We start from the raw sequence: 17,651 nt of genomic DNA, 5'->3' as shown, positions 1-17,651 counted from the left end.
TGGTGTCCGCGCCCCAGTTCTCGCCGTGTGCCTCGCGCGTGGGTGGGCCAGCGAGGAATGCTATAGATCGATTGTACCACGGCAAATGCAGCATCCGTGGTATATGGCTTGCTCCCATCCCAAGCAAGCAGAAAAGAGAGGAGACGATTATGGCAACCGATCTTCACGCTGCGCTGAGGCAGCTTGCTGCGACCTCGGGCGAAGGCCCGATCCTGAGCATCTACGCCGACTGGGGCCAGACCGACAGCGGCCAGCGCCCTGCGCGCCGCCAGATCGAGCAGGAGCTAGAGCGGCTGCTCGCCGAGCAGAGCCTGCACGGCGAGGCGCACGAGCAGGCCCGGCAGCAGCTGGGCCAGATCATGGGCTACCTCGACACCCAGGCCCCCGCCGACGCCACCGGCATCGCGGTATTCAGCAGCCCCGACCAGCAGCTCTGGCAGGCCCTGCCGCTGCACGCGCCGGTGCAGACCAGCGTGGCGCTCGACCGCTTCCCGCACCTGTTTCAGCTGGCCCGCATCGCCGACGATAACGAGACCTACGCCCTGGTGATCGCCGAGGGCCAGGAGGCCCAGATCTTCGTGATCGCCTACAACCAGCCCGAGCACGTGGCCGCGACCGAGGCCGACGAGAAGATCAAGCGCTTTGACCAAGGCGGGCAGGCCCAGATGCTGTTCCAGCGCCGCACCGACAACGTGATCAAGGCCCACATCAAAGATCTGGCGCAGGAGCTGGGGCAGGTGATCGAGCGCTATGGCGTGGAGCACGTGATCCTCTCCAGCAACGACGCGATCAAGGGCATCGTGCTCGATACATTGCCGAAGCACATCCAGGATCTGGCGGTGGCCTACATCAACCTGGACCCACACGCCGACATGGCCAGCATGATGGCAACGATCACCCCGCTGATGACCGATGTGGAGCGCCAGAAAGAGCAGCAGATCGCCACCGAGCTGGAGAACGAGGTCGGGGCCGACGCGCGCGGCGTGGCAGGCACGGCGGCCACCGCGCTGGCGCTCAGCAAGGGCCAAGTGCGCACACTGGTGATGCAGGCGAGCTTCGCGGGCAGCGGGCGCATCAACCCGAGCAGCGGGTTCCTGTTCGCGCCCGGCTACCTGAGCGACCCCTACGACGGCACACCGCTGAGCGAGATCGACCTGAGGGAGGCCTTTGTGTTCCGCGCGCTGCAGCAGGGCGCGGATGTGGAGATCGTGGAGGAGAGCGCGTACCTGGCCAGCAACGACGGCGTGGGCGCGCTGCTGCACTACCGCGACGACGTGCAGGCCAAGCAGGCAGGCGGCAGCTAGGCAGGCGCGGGCGGGGCTGGCGATGCCGCCCCGCCCGCACTGCGCTAGAACAGCCCGCGCAGCAGCCAGAAGGTCAGCATGCCCGCCGCGATGGTGAGCAGCACGTTCTGGGTGCGCCAGGCCACCAGCGCGCCCACCACGCCTGCGGGCAGGGCAGGGCCGAAGGTTAGGGAGCGGGCCGCGCCAACATCCTGGATCACCAGGGCGGGCAGGATGAGCGCCACAAATACGGCGATCGGCACGAAGCCCAGCCAGCTGCGCAGCCACGCGGGCAGCTCGCCGCGCAGCAGCAGCATGGGCGCGACCCGCGCCGCGACCGTCACCAGCGCCATCGCAACCATGGTCAGATAGATCGTCATCGCGGCTCCTCCTCACCGCCCGTGTGGGCATACTCGGCGCGGGTGAGCCACGCCCCAGCGCCGCTGGCCGCCACACCGGCGATCAGGATGTACCATCGCCCCGGCAGCAGCAGCGCGCCAGCCAGCGTCAGCAGGCCCGCCAGCACCGCCACGGCCAGGCTCGCGCGGCTCTTCAGCAGCGGCACCAGCAGGCCGATAAAGGTGAGCGGAAAGACCAGATCGAGGCCATAGGATGCCGGATCGGGGATGCGCGAGCCGATCAGCAGGCCCGCCGCCGTGCTGATCTGCCAGATGGTATAGAGGCTGATGTTCGAGCCGAACTGGTAGGCCGCGCTACCCTTCCCAGCCAGCCAGCGGCGCATGCCCACCGCGTAGCTCTCGTCGGTCAGCTGCGCGCCCAGCATGGCCTTCTCGGCGGCGGGGCGCTCGCGCACCAGCGGCGCAAGCGAGGCCGCCAGCAGCAGGTGGCGCGCGTTGATGATCGCGGTGGTCAGCACGATCGTCCAGGGTGTGGCCGCGCTGGCGAACAGGCCAGCCGCCGTGACCTGCGACGCCCCCGCGAACACAAACAGCGACATAAACAGTGTCTGCAGCGGGTCAAGCCCCGCGCTCAGCGCGCTGACCGCGTAGATCGCGCCAAACGGCGCGACGCCCAGCCACAGCGGGATGGTGTCGCGAAAGCCCTGCCAGAAATCACCAGAGCGGGGCCGGGCGAAAGCGCCAGCGCCAGCCTCAAATTCTCCCTCGACCATGTTCCACACCCTTTAACGAACATATGTTGCCATTCTTCCTGTGCATGCTAGCATACATCCAACCTATTTCCCTAGCACAATCCGCGCCTATGCCACAGAACAATCCAATACCCAGGGGATGCAGCGAGAACAAAGGTACCAAGCCAAACCTTACTGATTGCTCATTGTTCCCGCCGCGGCTTGCCTGTAGATTCAACTCAATGTGAGCCGCGCTCTCATACTAGCAACCAAGCAACCATAGAAGGAGGCCACATGTCCGATGAGCGAGAAGACACCACGATCTACGCGGTGGTGGTCAACCACGAGGAGCAGTACTCGATCTGGCCAGCCGACCGCGAGCTGCCCCTGGGATGGAACAAGGTGGGCAAGGAAGGCCTAAAGGCCGACTGCCTCGAATATATCCACGAGGTCTGGACCGACATGCGCCCGCTGAGCCTGCGCAAGATGATGGAGGAGCAGGCGCGGCAGGGCTAAACATGGCCGAAAGCAGCGCAACGCCCCAGCCGGAACATCCGGCTGGGGCGTTGCTGTGCGCCAGCGAACCTAGGCCCGCCGCACCTCCACCAGGTTGCTGTGGAAGGTGCTCTGGCCGCCCAGGTCGCCCAGCGCATCGGGCGTGGTCCAGTTTACGTTGCGCCCGCCGCGCGAGTGCATGGCCCAGTGGCCCTTGGGCGCGATCGCCACGCCCGGCATCACGTCATCGGTCACCACCGCGCGCAGCTCGCACCAGCCGCGCTCGCTGCGCACCACCACGTGGTCGCCCTGGGCGATGCCACGCGCCGCCGCATCGGCGGGGTTCAGCTCGACAAATGGCTCGCCCTCCTTGGCCATCAGGCTGGGCTGGCCGCCGAAGCTGGATGAGACAAAATGGTGCGAGGCCCCGCTGATCAGCACCAGCGAGCCAGGCGCGGGCGCGCGCAGCTCGTGGGGGGCGCTGTAGTCGGGCAGCGCATCCACGCCGTGCTCGCGCATGCGGTCGCAGCGCAGCTCGATCTTGCCCGAGGGCGTGGGGAAGATGCCATCGGCGAAGGGCACATCCTTCCCGGGCGCGAAGCTGAGCGGCACGCTGCCCTCGGCCTGCAGGCGCTCGAAGGTGACGCCTGCCATGTAGGGGTTGCTGGCCCGCGTGGCGTCCAGCACCTCGCGGATGACATCCTCGGCGCTGGCCTGCAACCACGGCTCGGTGTAGCCCATGGCGCTGGCCAGCAGCCGCATCACATCCCAATTGCTCTTGGCCTCGCCCAGCGGCGCGATGGCTGGGGCGTTGTACTGGATGTGGCGCTGGCCGTAGGCCTTATGCAGGTCGGCGTGCTCAAGCTGGGTGGTGGCGGGCAGCACGATGTCGGCGTAGCGGGCCGTGTCGGTCATGAACTGCTCGTGCACCACGGTGAACAGCTCCTCGCGCTCCAGCCCCTGCACGATCAGGCCCGCGTTGGGCGTGGAGGCCACAGGGTTGGCGGCGTACACATACAGGCTCTTGATCGGCGGCTCCTGGGCCTCGCCCATCAGCGCCGCGCCCAGTCGATTCATGTTGATCGTGCGCGGCGGTGGCGGGCACTCGCTGGCGTGGCCCACGGCCTCGCTGTTCCAGCGACCGTAGCCGCCGGTGCTGTAGGAGAAGCCGCCGCCGCGCCTGCCCACGTTCCCCGTGATGGCGGGCAGGCAGCACAGCGCGCGGATGGTCTGGCCGCCGTTGCCGTGGCGCTGCACGCCGTCGGCGGTCTTCAGCAGGGCGGGCTTGGCCTGGGCGTAGCGCCGCGCCAGATCGCGGATGGCCTCGGCGGGCACGCCCGTGATCGCCTCGGCGCGCTCGGGCGGGTAGGCCTCGGCGCGCTCGCGCAGCTCGCGCCAGCCCACGGTGTGCGCCTCCAGGTAGGCCTCGTCGTGCAGGCCCTCGGCGAAGATCACCTGCATCAGGGCCAGGGCCAGCGCCGCATCGGTGGCGGGGCGGGGCTGGATGTGCAGATCGGCGGAGCGCGCCGTGATCGTGCGGCGCGGGTCGACCACCACCACATACGCGCCGTTCTTCTGGGCCTGGCGCAGGAAGGGCATAAAGTGCGGCCCGGTGCTGGCCGGGTTGTGGCCCCAGATCAGCACCAGCTTGCTCTCCATCACCTGCGCGGGGTCGGGCGCCCAGCGCGCCCCGTAGGTCGACTCCACCGCCACCTCGGCGGCTGCGCCACAGATCGCCCGATCCAGCCCGCTCGCGCCCATGCGGTTCCAGAGCCGCGCGTCGCACACGCCCATCTGCAGCATGCCCAGCGTGCCCGAGTAGGAGTAGGGCAGGATGGCCGCCGCGCTATGATCGGCGATAATCTGCTTCCAGCGCGTCGCGATCGTGCCGATCGCCTCATCCCAGCTGATCTGCTGCCACTGGCCGCTGCCCTTCGGCCCAGCGCGCCGCAGCGGGTGCAGCAGGCGGTCGGGGGCGTACACGCGCTCTAGGTAGGGGCGCACCTTGGCGCACAGCCAGCCCTGGGTGTGCGCGTGCGACTTGTCGGCGTAGAAGCGCACGGCGCGGCCATCCTGCACCTCGGTGATGGTGGCGCATGTGTCGGGGCAGTCGTGCGGGCATGCGCCGCGTATGAACGTCGTTGCGCTCTCCGATGCCATTGGTTCCCTCCTCCATATGCGGCTTGCTCGCCAGATCTCACGCTCTCGCGCGACCATGATACCGCAAAGGAAGCAGACATGAAGCGCGGCAAAAGGTTCACCGGCGCACCGATATTTTTATGGTATCTTTGTTAAGGCTCTTAATAATTTGACACTGCAACAAACAATCAAAGAGGACTGTATTTCATGGCATCCTTCCAACTCATCCCCGCCGAACCAAAGTTCTACGACTGGTTTGAGAAAAGCGCGCAGAACCTTGTGGACGCCGCAACCCTGCTTGAGACCATGTTTGCCAGCGAGCAGGACTGGCCTGGCCGCGTGGCCCAGCTGACCGAGCTGGAGCACCAGGGCGACTTTATCACCCACGACATCTTCGACCTGCTGCACAAAACCTTCGTGACCCCGCTCGACCCGCCCGAGATCGAGATGCTGACCAGCAAGCTGGATGATGTGATCGACTTCATCCACGCCGCCGCCGACTCGCTGCTGATCTACCGCATCGACAAGACCCAGCACCACGCCCACGAGCTGGCCAAGCTCATCCTGGCCTCCACCAAAGAGATCGCCCAGGCCATCGGCTGCCTGCGCGACAAGAAGCGGCTGAACAGCATTCTGCCGCACGTGCACGAGATCCACCGGCTCGAAAACGAGGCCGACCGCATCCTGCGCACCGCGATCGGCGATCTGGTCGATCAGCGCGACGTGTTCGAGCTGGTGCGCTGGCAGGAGGTCTACCAGCTGCTAGAGAGCGCGTCGGACCGCTGCGAGGATGTGGCGGATGTCCTGCGAACCGTGGTGATCAAGTATGCCTAGCGAACTCATCGTGCTGGTGCTGATCGTGCTGCTCGCGGTCGCGTTTGACTTCATCAACGGCTTCCACGACACCGCCAACGCCATCGCCACCGTCGTCGCCACCCGCGTGCTCACACCGCTGCAGGCCATCCTCATGGCGGCGGGGCTGAACTTCGTGGGCGCGATCACCGGCACCGCCGTGGCCAAGACCATCGGCACCGGCCTGGTGGACACCGCCGCCATCACGCAGGGCGTGGTGGTCTCGGCGCTGGTCTCAGCGATCATCTGGAACCTGATCACCTGGTACTATGGCATCCCATCCAGCTCCAGCCACGCCCTGATCGGCGGGATCGTGGGCGCGGCGATCGCCGAGGCCGGCTTCGCGGTGCCCAAGTACGAGGCGATCCTCGCCAAGGTGATCGTGCCGCTGGTGCTCTCGCCGATCGTCGGCTTCTTCGTGGCCCTGGTGCTGATGGTGCTCGTCACCCGCATGGTGATGCGCCAGACACCCTCGTGGATCCAGCATGTGTTTGGCAGGCTGCAGATCCTCTCCTCGGCGCTGATGGCCTACTCGCACGGCGGCAACGACGCGCAGAAGACCATGGGCATCATCACCATGGCGCTGGTGGCCTACGGGTCGCAGACCACCTTCGACGTGCCGCTGTGGGTGGTGCTGATCTCGGCCACGGCCATGGCCTGCGGCACCGCCTCGGGCGGCTGGCGGATCATGCGCACCATGGGCACGCGCCTGGCCGACCTGCGGCCCATCCACGGCTTCGTGGCCGAGACCACGGCGGGCGTGGTGATCGAGATCGCCTCGCGCCTGGGCTTCCCGCTCAGCACCACCCAGGTGATCAGCGCCAGCATCCTGGGCGTGGGCGCCTCGCGGCGGCTGCGGGCAGTGCGCTGGAACATCGCGGGCAGCATCGCCACCGCCTGGGTGGTCACCATCCCCACCTGCGCGCTGATGGCGTGGGCGGTCTACCACCTCACCAACCTGTTCATCCGCTAGGCGGCACGGGGCGGCAAAAAGCGAGGCGGGCGGCCAGCATTGGTCGCCCGCCTCGCTGCATCTAGCGCAGCCGCCAGCTAGGCCGGCTGCTCCTCGGTGCTCATCTCGGCCACGCGTGGGCTGAGCACCTGCTCGTCGTTCGAGATCTGGCCGTCGCGCACGTGGATGATGCGGTTGGCGAACGCGGCCACATCCGGCTCGTGCGTCACCAAGATGACGGTGATGCCCTCCTGGCGATTGAGCCGCTGGAAGATGCCCATGATCTCGTCGCCAGTGCGGGTGTCGAGCGCGCCGGTCGGCTCGTCGGCCATGATGATGCGCGGGCGGTTCACCAGGGCGCGGGCGATGGCCACGCGCTGCTGCTGGCCGCCGGAAAGCTCGTTGGGCTTGTGATGCAGGCGCTGGCCCATGCCCACCGACTCAAGCGCCTGGCGGGCGCGCTCGGCGCGGTCGGCAGCGGCGGCGGCGTACTGCAGCGGCAGCTCCACGTTGCGCTGGGCGCTGGTGCGCTGCAGCAGCATGTACTGCTGGAACACGAAGCCGATCTTGCGGTTGCGGATATCGGCCAGCTGGTCGTCGTTCATGCTGCTCACGTCTGCACCATCCAGCAGGAAGGTGCCCGATGTCGGCTGGTCGAGGCAGCCCAGCGTGTTCATCAGGGTCGATTTCCCCGACCCCGACGGCCCCATGATCGCCACCATCTCGCCCGCCTCAATGGTGAGCGAGACGCCCCGCAGCGCCTGAAACTCCATATCGCCCATGCGGTACGATTTCACAATGTCGCGGATCTCTATTAGAGCCATACCAGACCTCATGTAGCTTGTGCCGCCATGTGGCGGGCGCGGGTGTTCGGGGCGCTACTCGTAGCGCAGGGCCTCGATCGGGCGCAGCCGCGCCGCGCGGCGGGCCGGGTAGATACCAAAGAACAGGCCGACCGCCATCGAGAAGCCCAGCGACAGAAAGATCGAGTCGGCGGTCACCACCGGCGTGGTCACGCCCGTGAGCTTCACGATATAGGCCACGCCCACGCCCAGCAGCACGCCCACGATGCCGCCCAGCACGCTCACCAGCAGCGCCTCGACCAAGAACTGCTGCATGATGTCGCTGCGGCGCGCACCCACCGCCTTGCGCAGGCCGATCTCCTTGGTGCGCTCGGAGACCGAGACGAGCATGATGTTCATCACGCCGATGCCGCCCACCAGCAGCGAGATACCGGCGATCGAGCCGAGGAATACGGTCAGGATGGTTGTCACCTGGCTGAGCGACTCAAGCACATCGGCCTGGTTGAACACGCGGAAATCATCCTCGGTGCCGTCGCTGCTCAGCTTGTGGCGCACGCGCAGGGTCTTCTCGGCCAGATCCTGCACGCCATCCACCAGATCGGCCGAGCTGACCTGGATGTAGACGGTGGAGAGCAGCAGGCTGGATGTGCTGCTGGAGCGCGCCCCAAACAGCTTGAGCTGGGCGATCTTCAACGGCACCATCACCTGGTCGTCGATCGAGTTGCCGGTGCCGCCCGCGCTCTTCAGCACGCCGATCACGCGGAAGATCTGGTTGTTGATGCGGATGGACGAGCCGATCGGATTCGCGGTCGAGAACAGATCCTCGGCCACACCGCTGCCCAGCACCGCCACCGACTCCATGCTGTCCGACTGATCCTGGGTGATCAGGGTGCCGTAGTCGATCTTGGCGTTGCGCACAGTGAAGAAGCTATCGGTCACGCCCAGCACGGTCGACTGGGTGTTGTTCGACCCGGCGATGATCTGCGAGTTGCCCTGGTAGACCGGGGCGCTGGCCGCGACGCCCGGCAGGCTGGCCAGCACCTCGGCGTCGGCCATCGTCAGGTTGTTGGACGATGAGCGGACGCCGCCGCTGCCAAACGACATGCCCGGCGAGATGGTCAGCAGGTTGCTGCCGATGCTGGAGATCTGCGAGGTGATCGAGGATGTCGCGCCGCGCCCGATCGAGAGCAGCGCCACCACCGAGGCCACGCCGATGATAATGCCCAGCATGGTCAGCAGGGTGCGCAGCTTGTTGGCCCGCAGGCTGCTGACCGCAATCCGGATGCTCTCGCCAGCCCCGCGCCCGAAGGGCAGCGCGGGCAGCGCGATCTTCCGCGCACGTGCTTGTACGGTTGCCATAGCTATCGGTTCCTTCCGCCGCCGCCCATGCCGCCGCTGGGCGGGCCACCCATGCCGCCACCCATACCGGGGATGCCGCCGCCGCTATTATTATTCGACGTTGAGGATGAGGACGAGGAGCCGGTGGAGAGCGTTACCACCACCGTGTCGCCCTCGGCAAGGCCGGAGAGAATCTCGGTGTTCGAGCTGTCGGTCAGGCCGGTCTTCACATCCACCTGCTCGGTCTGGCCGTTGCGCTCCACATTCACCACGCTGCCCTTGGTGCCCTGCTGGATGGCCACGGTCGGCACCAGCAGCGCGTCCTTGTGCTCCTGGGTGGTGATCGTCACCACGGCGTTCATGCCCACGCGGATGGCGGCCTCGGTCTTGTCGAGGTTGACGTGCACCTCATAGGTGGTCACGTTGTTGCTCACCGTGGGGGTCAGGGCCACATAGGAGACTGTGCCGGTGAGCACGGCGGTGGAGATGGCGTCGATGGTGACGCTGGCGGCCTGATCAACTGCAAGGTTGGGCACATCCACCTCGCTGACGCTCATGTTCACGCGGTAGAGCGAGTCGTCGATCATGGTGATGGCGGCGTCGCTCGCGGCGCTCACCGACTCGCCCGCGCTGACGTTGACCGCGCCCACCACGCCGTCGAAGGGCGCCTTCAGCTCCGCCGAGTCGCGGTTCTGCTGGGCCTCGGTGAGGTTTGACTGGGCCTGCGACACCTGGGCCTCGGCCTGGGCCAGCTCCACATCGGTGGCCGGGGCCAGCAGGGCATCCAGGCTCGACTGGGCCTGGGCCACCGACTGCTCGGAGATCTTCACATCGGTGGCGGTGCCCGCGCCGCTGGCGCTGGCCACCGAGGCCTCGGCGCTGGTCACCGAGGCCTTGGCCTTGGCGATGTCGCTGGCGCTGGGGTTCAGCAGGGCGTCGAGCTTGGCCTGGGCCGAGGCCAGGTTGTTCTCGGCGGTCTGCACATCGATCACCTCCTGCTGGCGGGCATTGTCGTAGCTCAGCTGCGCCGACTGCACCGAGGTCTGGGCGTTGTTGAGCGAGGCCTCGGCCTGCACGAAGGTGTTGTAGTACTGCTGGCGCTCGCTGTCGTTCAGCGAGTTGGCCACCTTGTTGCCGCTAGAGTTGGTGGTGGTGGGGTTCGTCGGGTCGTTGCCGGTCTCCTGCACGTAGTCCCAGTTGTGCTTGGCGGCGGCGTAGCTGGCCTGGGCCGTGGTGAGCGACTGCACCGCCTGGTCGAGCGAGTACTGGGCCTTGGTCTTATTTGCGGATGCCGAGTCCTTGGTGGACTGGAGGCTGTTCTGGGCGTCGGTCACGGCGCGCTCGGCCTCTTGGCGGTCGGCGTCGGTGGGGTTGAGCAGGGCGTTCAGCTCGGCCTTGGCCGTCTCTAGGTTGGCCTTGGCGCTGGCCACCGTGCCAGGCTTGGCGTCGCCGGTCTTGGTCTTTTGCAGCTGCAGCTGGGCGGTGGTGAGCGACGACTTGGCCTTCGCGATATCGGTCTCGCTGGCCCCGGCCTTCAGCTCATCCAGGCTGGCCTGGGCGCTCTTCAGATTGGCCTGGGCCTGCGACACCTTCTGATCGAGATCGTCGGTCTGCAGCCGCACCAGCACATCGTTCTTCTTTACGCGCTGCCCTGCGGACACCAGCACCTCGGAGATCGTGCCGTCGAGGCCGAAGTTCAGGTCGCTCTCCTGGTTCGCCTCGATCTGGCCGCTGCCGCTGATGCTCTGCGATATGGTGCCGCGCGTCACCTTCATGCTGGTCGACTGGCTGGTCGCCTTCTGGGTGCCACAGGCGCTCAGCACGAACGCCGCCACGCACACCGGCACGAGCGTATGCCTTAGCACGCGGAAAAAATGCGGTTTCACAAACATCGTTTCTCTCACGATACAACTTGGATCGGTGCGCTGTTCTACCCCGATCGACGGGTTCCAAATGTTCCGAGGCTAAGGGTACTGAAGAGATGTTCAGAAGGTATATAGAAGTTGTGTGACTTCCTAGTATTTCTATATATGCGGGATGCACCGCTTCTACATATAATCTAAATATGTGGGGGCTATACTTAGAAGAACGGCGGGGCACCGCAGCGCACGGCGATGCAGGCCACCAGCACTGAAGATGTGCGCCCATGCCGACAACACTGGGCCTCGCGCCAGCCACACATCGTACTGCGCGCCACGGTATGGAGGAAAGATGAAGAAGACGATCCTGGTTGCCGACGACCACCCGAGCGTGCGCACGCTGGTGGACGAGTACCTGACCGAGGCGGGCTACCGCGTGGTCACCGCGCGCGACGGCGTGGATGCGCTGGCCGTGGCCCGGCGCGAGAACCCCGACCTGCTGCTGCTGGATGTGATGATGCCCAACCTCGACGGCTTCGAGTTTATGAAGATCTACCGCCGCGAGTTCCGCCAGCCGATCATCATGATCACCGCGCGGCTAGAGGAGTCGGACAAGGTGGTGGGGCTGGAGCTGGGGGCCGACGACTATGTGACCAAGCCCTTCGGCATGCGCGAGCTGCTGGCCCGCATCCGCGCGGTGCTACGCCGCGTGACCATGGATGCCAGCCAGCCCGACGATGTCTACCGCCTCGACGACCTGACGCTCAACCGCAGCACGCGCATGGTCACGGTCGAGGGGCTGGCCGTCAACCTCACGCCCTCCGAATTCGAGCTGCTGGCCACCCTGATGGCCGCGCCTGGCCGCGTGTTCGCCCGCGAGCTGCTGCTGGAGCGCCTGCAGGGCAACGACTACGAGGGCGTCGAGCGCACGATCGACGTGCACATCCGCAACCTGCGCCGCAAGATCGAGAAAGACCCGGCGCGGCCACACTATATCGAGACGGTATTTGGCGCAGGCTACCGCTGCCGCGCGCCCTAGCGCGGCCAGGCTCGGCACCCAACAGCGTTCGGCACAAGATTCAGGATAGAACATGCGCTCTCTAACAGCAAAGCTGGTGGCGGCCTTCCTCTTCACAAGCGTGGTGGGGATGGCGCTGGCATTCTTCTTTATCTGGCGCTCGGTCGCCACCGAGTTCGACGACTATGTCGTCACCCAGCTGCGCTCCATCTACATCCGTAACGCCGCCAGCTACTATGCCGAGAACCAGAGCTGGGATGGCGTGGCCCAGGCACGGCTCGACAGCTACCGCACCTTCAGCCAGCAGGACCAGCAGGCCGACAGCAAGCCGCGCGACCCCAACCGAAACCCGCCGCCGCTGCCGCTGCGCTTCGCCGTGGCCGACACCACCGGCCATCTGCTCATCCCGCTCAACGGCTACAATATCGGCGATACCGTGCCGCGCCCCATGATCCAGGATGCCAAGCCGATCGTGGTGGACAGCCAAACCGTAGGCTATGCGGTGGTGCAGATCTTCGAGCCGGTGCGCGACACCAACGAGAACCGCTACCTGACCCGCACCAGCTACGCCATCGGCTGGGCCGCCCTGGGCGCGGCCCTGATCGCGCTGCTCAGCGGCTTCATCCTGGCCCGCTTCATCACGCGGCCTGTGAAGGACATGACGGTGGCCGCGCGCGCGATCGCCGAGGGCGACCTGGCCCAGCACGTGCCCGTGCGCTCCAGCGACGAACTGGGGCTGCTGGCCGCCCAGTTCAACCGCATGAGCGCCGACCTGGCCCGATCCAACCAGCTGCGCCGCCAGATGACCGCCGACATCGCCCACGACCTGCGCACGCCGCTCACCGTGATCTCGGGCTACCTTGAGGCCCTGCGCGACGAGGTGCTGAAGCCCTCGCCCAAGCGCTTCGCCACCATGTACGACGAGACCCAGCTGCTGCTGCGGCTGGTGGAGGAGCTGCACATGCTCTCGCAGGCCGACGCGGGCGAGCTGCCGCTGGCTAAGCAGCCGCTGACCGCCCGCCAGCTGCTGGAGCGCACCGCCGCGCTCTACCAGCACGAGGCCGACCAGCAGCGGGTGCGGCTGGCAGTGCAGCTGCGCGGCGAGCCATCCATGGTGGGTGACCCCGAGTACCTGAGCCGCGCCCTGGGCAACCTGGTGAGCAACGCCCTCCACCACACCCAGCCGGGCGACAGCATCGCGCTCAGCGCCGAGGCCAGCGACAGCCACGTGGAGCTGGCGGTGGAAGATACCGGCTGCGGGATCGCAGCCGAGCACCTGCCCAACATCTTCGAGCGCTTCTACCGCGCCGACGAGTCGCGCCAGATCGACACCGGCGGCTCGGGGCTGGGCCTCGCCATCGTCAAGTCGATCGTCGAGGCCCACGGTGGCCAGGTAAGCGTAACCAGCGAGCTGGGCAGCGGCACCCGCTTCGTGCTCTCCATCCCGATCGAGAAGGCCCTGCCGCCCCCGCTTGAGGCACCGCAGGCGATCGCCTATCATCCGTAGGCGCGGGCCGCACCCTCCACACGACCAACCACAAGACGAACGAGCGCACAGCCTGGCTTTCATGCAATGCGCTGGGCAGAGCGGTATGCTGCCTATGCCACCAGCCGTCGGGCATGGGTGCCTTTCGTTGTGGCTTTTCTTGCGCCCCCTTGGTGCCTGGGCGTTCTGGTGGTAAAACATGCCGCCAATCAACAACGCAGAGGCCCTGCTTTTTCGCCCAAGAGCGCCCCCAGAATGCAGAAGAACATGGTACTATGACAGTGCCGTGTGTCGAAGGCAACCCGCAGCAGCGACCGGCGCGATGGCCAGCCCAAGCGCCCGTCCATGGACCACAGCCGCACACCAGGTGTGGCTGTCTTTATGCCCGCGCAGCGATGCGGCGGCATGGCAGCCCATCCCCTCGCCCACCCCGGCCAGCGGGCGACATGCCCCATGCGGCGGCACCCCCGGCGCGGCATCGCCATTCGGAATCTGGCAGCAACACGACAGAAGAGGAACAGCGACCCCATGGCAGAGCTCGACGATCTCAAACGCGCGCTGGTGATCGGCGCGCACCCCGACGACAACGAGTTTGGCGCGGGCGGCACCATCGCCAAGCTGGCATCCCAGGGCTGGGATGTGACCTTCATCATCGTCACCAACGGCAACAAGGGCAGCCACGACGCCGAGATGACATCCTACCGCCTGAGCGAGATCCGCGAGCACGAGCAGCGCGCCGCCGCCGCCCGCCTGGGGGTGAACAAGGTCATCTTCCTGCGCAACAACGACGGCGAGCTAGAGCCGACGCCGCAGCTGCGCGCCGAGATCGCGCTCTACGTGCGCCATCTCAAGCCGCACCTAGTGTTCACCCACGATCCGTGGAAACACTACATGATGCACCCCGACCACCGTGTGGTGGGCTTCGCCGTGATCAACGGGCTGGTGAGCGCGCGCGACCACCTGTTCATGCCCGGCCTAGCCCAGATCGGCGTGGCGGTCTGGCGGCCCGAGGCGCTGCTGCTCTGGATGGCCGAGCAGCCCGACCACGCCGAAGATATCGCGCCATTCGTCGAGCAGAAGATCGCGGCCCTGCACGAGCACCACACCCAGCTAGATGAGAACCCGACCTGGGAGGACCGCGTGCGCGCGCACATAGCCGAGGTCGGCAGAAAATACGGCCTCGATGCCGCCGAGGAGTTCAAGCGGATCGTGCTCTGATGCCGCGCTCGCCCACGGCGGCGCAGAGATCGGTACAACAGTCCGGCGCGACCTACCACCGCTGCTATGCGCAGCGCCCGCCCCACCCATCGCGCCCTCTCCGACCAAGCGATTGGCAGTATTCTGGCCCGCTGCATGGCGCACAGGAAGGCCTATGCCATCAGTTGCCACATGGCCGACGCCTGAGAGAAGGTAGGTGTAACAGTGCCGTTTTCGCCTTCCTCTTCGAGGGCATCGCCCCTCGTCCAGTTTCAGCAGCAGAGCATCACCCATGTGCTGCGCTGGCTGATGTGGGTGACATCCGCCGCCGCACTGCTGCAGCTGGCCGCGCAGCAGATCACCCAGAACGATGCCATGTGGCCCAGCACCATCTTCACGTTCGTCGGCTGCATGGTCATCCTCGCCGCCCGCTGGCTGGCCGCAAGGGGCGCGCTGCAGGCCGCAGCCCTGCTCACGGTGGGCGGGCTGGTGGGTGCGCTGGTGCTGACGGCGCTGATCGTCTGGCCGCCGCTGATCGCGATCATGCTGGCCATCCTGATGATCGCAGCCATCGCGCTCACCATCCTCGACAACGGCTGGATGAATCTCGCCCTGGGCCTCTGCGCCATCACCGGCCTGGGCATGACCGCATTTCACCTGCTGCAGGGCGGCCAGCAGCTGCAGCAGGTGCTGGTGGATGAGCGCACCCTGGGCATCGGGCTGACCTGGCTCACCATTGGATTTGTGCTGTGGATCCTCTGGTCGTTTCGCCAGCGCCTCGGCGCGCTGCTGGCCGACTTCGAGCAGGCCAACTACCAGCTGACCAGCAGCCACCTGAGCCTCAGCGGCCAAAACGAGTGGCTCACCTACACGCTGCACAGCCTTGGCGACGCCGTGATCGTGGCCGACCGCGCCGGCCTGATCACGATCATGAATGGCGCTGCCGAAACCCTGACCGGCTGGAGCCAGGGCGAGGCGCTGGGCCGACCGCTCGCAAGCGTGGTGCTGCTGGTCGATCAGCTCACCCAGCAGCCCCTGCCCGACCTCGTGCGGATCGTGCACGAGTGTCGCCAGATGGTCAGCTTCCGCTCCAGCGACAACATCCTCATCCATGGCCGCAAGCGCCCCGCCCGCAGCGTCACGGCCACCATCGCACCAATCTTCGACCAGGCCAGCGCCCTGATGGGCACCACGCTGGTGCTGTCCGACATCACCATGGCCCGCCGCACCCAGGAGGCGCTCCGCCTATCGGAGCAGCGCTTCGCCACCGTCTTTCAATCGCAGCTGGTAGGCATCATCCTGATCTCGCTTGACGAGATGCGGATCATCGACATCAACGGCCATGCGCTCAGCATGCTGGGGCATCGCCGCCACGCGCTGGTGGGCCACACCTTGGCCGAGGCCGAGCTGGGCATCCCGCCGCGCTCGGCTAGGGCGCTGTTTCGCCTGCTGCGGCGGCGGCGCGCCATCCACCGTATCGAGCTGCCATTCCGCACCGCCGCAGGCACCATCCGCGAGATGCAGGCATCGCTTGAGCTGATCGAGAGCAGCGCCGAGCCGTATATCATTCTGATCGGGCAGGATGTGACCGAGAAGAAGATGACCGAGCTGGCCCTGCGCGAGAGCGAGAGCATGTACCGGCTGATCGCCGAGAACACCCATGATCTGATCGCGCTGCTCGACGATCAGGCCCGCTATCTATTTGCCAGCCCCTCGCATCAGCGCATCTTGGGCATCCACGTGTCACATCTGATCGGCACCAGCCTGTTCGATGTGATCCACCCCGACGACCGCGAGGCCCTACGCCAGCACTGGCGCAGCCTGCTGCGCGTCGAGCGGCATCTCGACACCGTGCGGCTCTGCCACGCCGATGGCTCGCTGCGCTGGTTCGAGATCCAGTCGACCCTGATCGAGGAGGCGGGCGTGCGCACGGTGGTGCTGGTCGCGCGCGACACCACCCAGCGCCGCGCGCTGGAGGCCCAGTTCTACCAGTCGCAGAAGATGGAGAGCATCGGCAGGCTGGCCGGCAGCGTGGCCCACGATTTCAACAATATGCTCTCGGCGATCACCGGCTACACCGAGCTGGCGCTCGACGATCTGCCGCGCGATAGCACGCTCTACCACGACCTGATCGAGGTTCAGCGCGCCTCCAACCGCGCCATGGGCCTCTCGCGGCAGCTGCTGGCCTTCTCGCGCCGCCATGTGATCGAGTCGCAGGTGGTCAACCTGAACGACACCATCTACGAGCTGGATAAGATGCTGCGGCGGCTGCTGGGCGAGGATATCGAGCTGGTGACGCTGCTGACCCCCGACCCGTGCACATGCCGGGTGGAGCCGGGCCAGATCGAGCAGGTGCTGATCAATCTGGCCGTCAACGCCCGCGATGCGATGCCATGGGGCGGCAAGCTGCTGATCGAGACCAAGCTGCACATGGCGGGCAGCCCCGATCTGTCCATCCCGCTCAGCGGCGGCTATGAGTACGTGGCATCCATCCGTGTCGCCGACACCGGCGTGGGCATGTCACCCGATGTGCTGCAGCAGGCCTTCGAGCCGTTCTTCACCACCAAGCCAGCGGGCACCGGCACCGGCCTGGGGCTGGCCACGTGCTACGGGATCATCAAGCAGCACAACGGCAGCATCCAGCTGGAAAGCGCCATCGGCGAGGGCACCGCTGTCACCATCTTCCTGCCCGCGACCACCGCCGCTGTCACGCCCCGGCCAGCCAGCGAGGCGCTGGCCAAGCCCTATGGCGGCACCGAGACCATCCTGGTAGCCGAGGATGAGGCCTCGGTGCGCGAGATCGTGCTGCGGGTGCTGCGCAGCCAGGGCTACACAGTGCTGGATGCCACCAACGGCGAGGAGGCGCTGCGCGTCGCCGAGCGCTACGAGGGCGCGATCCACCTGCTGCTCAGCGACCTGGTGATGCCGCAGATGAGCGGCACCATCCTGGCGCAGCGGCTGCGCGAGCTGCGGCCCGGCATCCGTGTGCTGTTTATGTCGGGGTATCCAGGCAGCAGCGCCACGCAGCAGGATGCGCTGCTGCTCGCATCATCATTCATCCAGAAGCCGTTTTCGGTGGCGGCGCTGGCCCTGAAGGTGCGCGAGGTGCTGGACTGCGAGCGCGAGGCCAGCGCCTAGC

The 17,651-nt window shown here is 66.6% G+C and carries 14 protein-coding genes; 8 read left to right on the top strand and 6 right to left on the bottom strand.

What is annotated here, in order from left to right; all coding sequences use genetic code 11:
• The first annotated feature begins 149 nt into the window (after nucleotides 1-149).
• On the top strand, nucleotides 150-1,304 hold the full coding sequence (locus tag F8S13_04330) for a hypothetical protein (GenBank protein KAB8145065.1): 1,155 nt from the start codon (nucleotides 150-152) through the stop codon (nucleotides 1,302-1,304).
• 44 nt (nucleotides 1,305-1,348) lie between these two features.
• Here the strand turns inward: F8S13_04330 and F8S13_04325 are convergent, their stop codons facing one another.
• A complete protein-coding gene (locus tag F8S13_04325; protein ID KAB8145064.1) occupies nucleotides 1,349-1,663 on the bottom strand; it encodes an AzlD domain-containing protein in 315 nt (104 codons plus the stop codon).
• Entirely contained in the window at nucleotides 1,660-2,331 is a 672-nt protein-coding gene (locus F8S13_04320; GenBank protein ID KAB8145248.1) for an AzlC family ABC transporter permease, read from the bottom strand. The genes F8S13_04325 and F8S13_04320 overlap by 4 nt, the downstream gene beginning before the upstream one ends.
• 336 nt (nucleotides 2,332-2,667) lie before the next feature.
• Here F8S13_04320 and F8S13_04315 point away from each other — a divergent pair, with 336 nt between their 5' ends.
• Nucleotides 2,668-2,889: an MbtH family NRPS accessory protein gene (locus F8S13_04315; protein KAB8145063.1), complete on the top strand. Its 222-nt coding sequence runs from the start codon at nucleotides 2,668-2,670 to the stop codon at nucleotides 2,887-2,889.
• Nucleotides 2,890-2,958: 69 nt separating this feature from the next.
• Here the strand turns inward: F8S13_04315 and F8S13_04310 are convergent, their stop codons facing one another.
• Entirely contained in the window at nucleotides 2,959-5,028 is a 2,070-nt protein-coding gene (locus tag F8S13_04310) for a molybdopterin oxidoreductase family protein (protein ID KAB8145062.1), read from the bottom strand.
• A gap of 186 nt (nucleotides 5,029-5,214) precedes the next feature.
• On the opposite strand from F8S13_04310, the gene F8S13_04305 reads away from it, so the two are divergent.
• Nucleotides 5,215-5,841: a DUF47 domain-containing protein gene (locus F8S13_04305; protein ID KAB8145061.1), complete on the top strand. Its 627-nt coding sequence runs from the start codon at nucleotides 5,215-5,217 to the stop codon at nucleotides 5,839-5,841.
• Nucleotides 5,834-6,832 (top strand): inorganic phosphate transporter, encoded by a 999-nt coding sequence (locus F8S13_04300; GenBank protein KAB8145060.1) that lies wholly within the window; start codon nucleotides 5,834-5,836, stop codon nucleotides 6,830-6,832. The genes F8S13_04305 and F8S13_04300 overlap by 8 nt, the downstream gene beginning before the upstream one ends.
• A 77-nt stretch (nucleotides 6,833-6,909) precedes the next feature.
• On the opposite strand, the gene F8S13_04295 is transcribed toward F8S13_04300, so the two are convergent.
• The 3 genes from F8S13_04295 to F8S13_04285 are packed head-to-tail and all read right to left on the bottom strand — an operon-like array spanning nucleotide 6,910 to nucleotide 10,844.
• The gene (locus F8S13_04295; protein KAB8145059.1) at nucleotides 6,910-7,635 is read right to left on the bottom strand and encodes an ABC transporter ATP-binding protein; all 726 of its coding nucleotides are present in this window, start codon (nucleotides 7,633-7,635) and stop codon (nucleotides 6,910-6,912) included.
• 54 nt (nucleotides 7,636-7,689) lie between these two features.
• Nucleotides 7,690-8,973 (bottom strand): FtsX-like permease family protein, encoded by a 1,284-nt coding sequence (locus tag F8S13_04290; GenBank protein ID KAB8145058.1) that lies wholly within the window; start codon nucleotides 8,971-8,973, stop codon nucleotides 7,690-7,692.
• Nucleotides 8,974-8,975: 2 nt separating this feature from the next.
• Entirely contained in the window at nucleotides 8,976-10,844 is a 1,869-nt protein-coding gene (locus tag F8S13_04285; protein ID KAB8145057.1) for an efflux RND transporter periplasmic adaptor subunit, read from the bottom strand.
• Between the two features lie 319 nt (nucleotides 10,845-11,163).
• Between F8S13_04285 and F8S13_04280 the strand changes: the two genes are divergently transcribed.
• From F8S13_04280 to F8S13_04265, 4 genes are all read left to right on the top strand, one after another.
• Complete coding sequence (locus F8S13_04280; GenBank protein ID KAB8145056.1) at nucleotides 11,164-11,850, top strand: response regulator transcription factor; 687 nt, start codon at nucleotides 11,164-11,166, stop codon at nucleotides 11,848-11,850.
• Nucleotides 11,851-11,902: 52 nt separating this feature from the next.
• Nucleotides 11,903-13,336 (top strand): HAMP domain-containing protein, encoded by a 1,434-nt coding sequence (locus tag F8S13_04275; GenBank protein ID KAB8145055.1) that lies wholly within the window; start codon nucleotides 11,903-11,905, stop codon nucleotides 13,334-13,336.
• A gap of 507 nt (nucleotides 13,337-13,843) precedes the next feature.
• Nucleotides 13,844-14,533 (top strand): PIG-L family deacetylase, encoded by a 690-nt coding sequence (locus F8S13_04270; GenBank protein KAB8145054.1) that lies wholly within the window; start codon nucleotides 13,844-13,846, stop codon nucleotides 14,531-14,533.
• A 273-nt stretch (nucleotides 14,534-14,806) separates the two neighbouring features.
• Nucleotides 14,807-17,650 carry a PAS domain S-box protein gene (locus tag F8S13_04265; GenBank protein ID KAB8145053.1) on the top strand — a complete coding sequence of 948 codons (2,844 nt, stop codon included), beginning with the start codon at nucleotides 14,807-14,809 and terminating at the stop codon, nucleotides 17,648-17,650.
• Nucleotide 17,651 lies beyond the last annotated feature (1 nt).

Source organism: Chloroflexia bacterium SDU3-3, from assembly GCA_009268125.1.
Lineage (GTDB): Bacteria > Chloroflexota > Chloroflexia > Chloroflexales > Roseiflexaceae > SDU3-3.
Note: the sequence above shows the minus strand (reverse complement) of the source record. Positions and strands in the feature narration are given on the sequence as shown.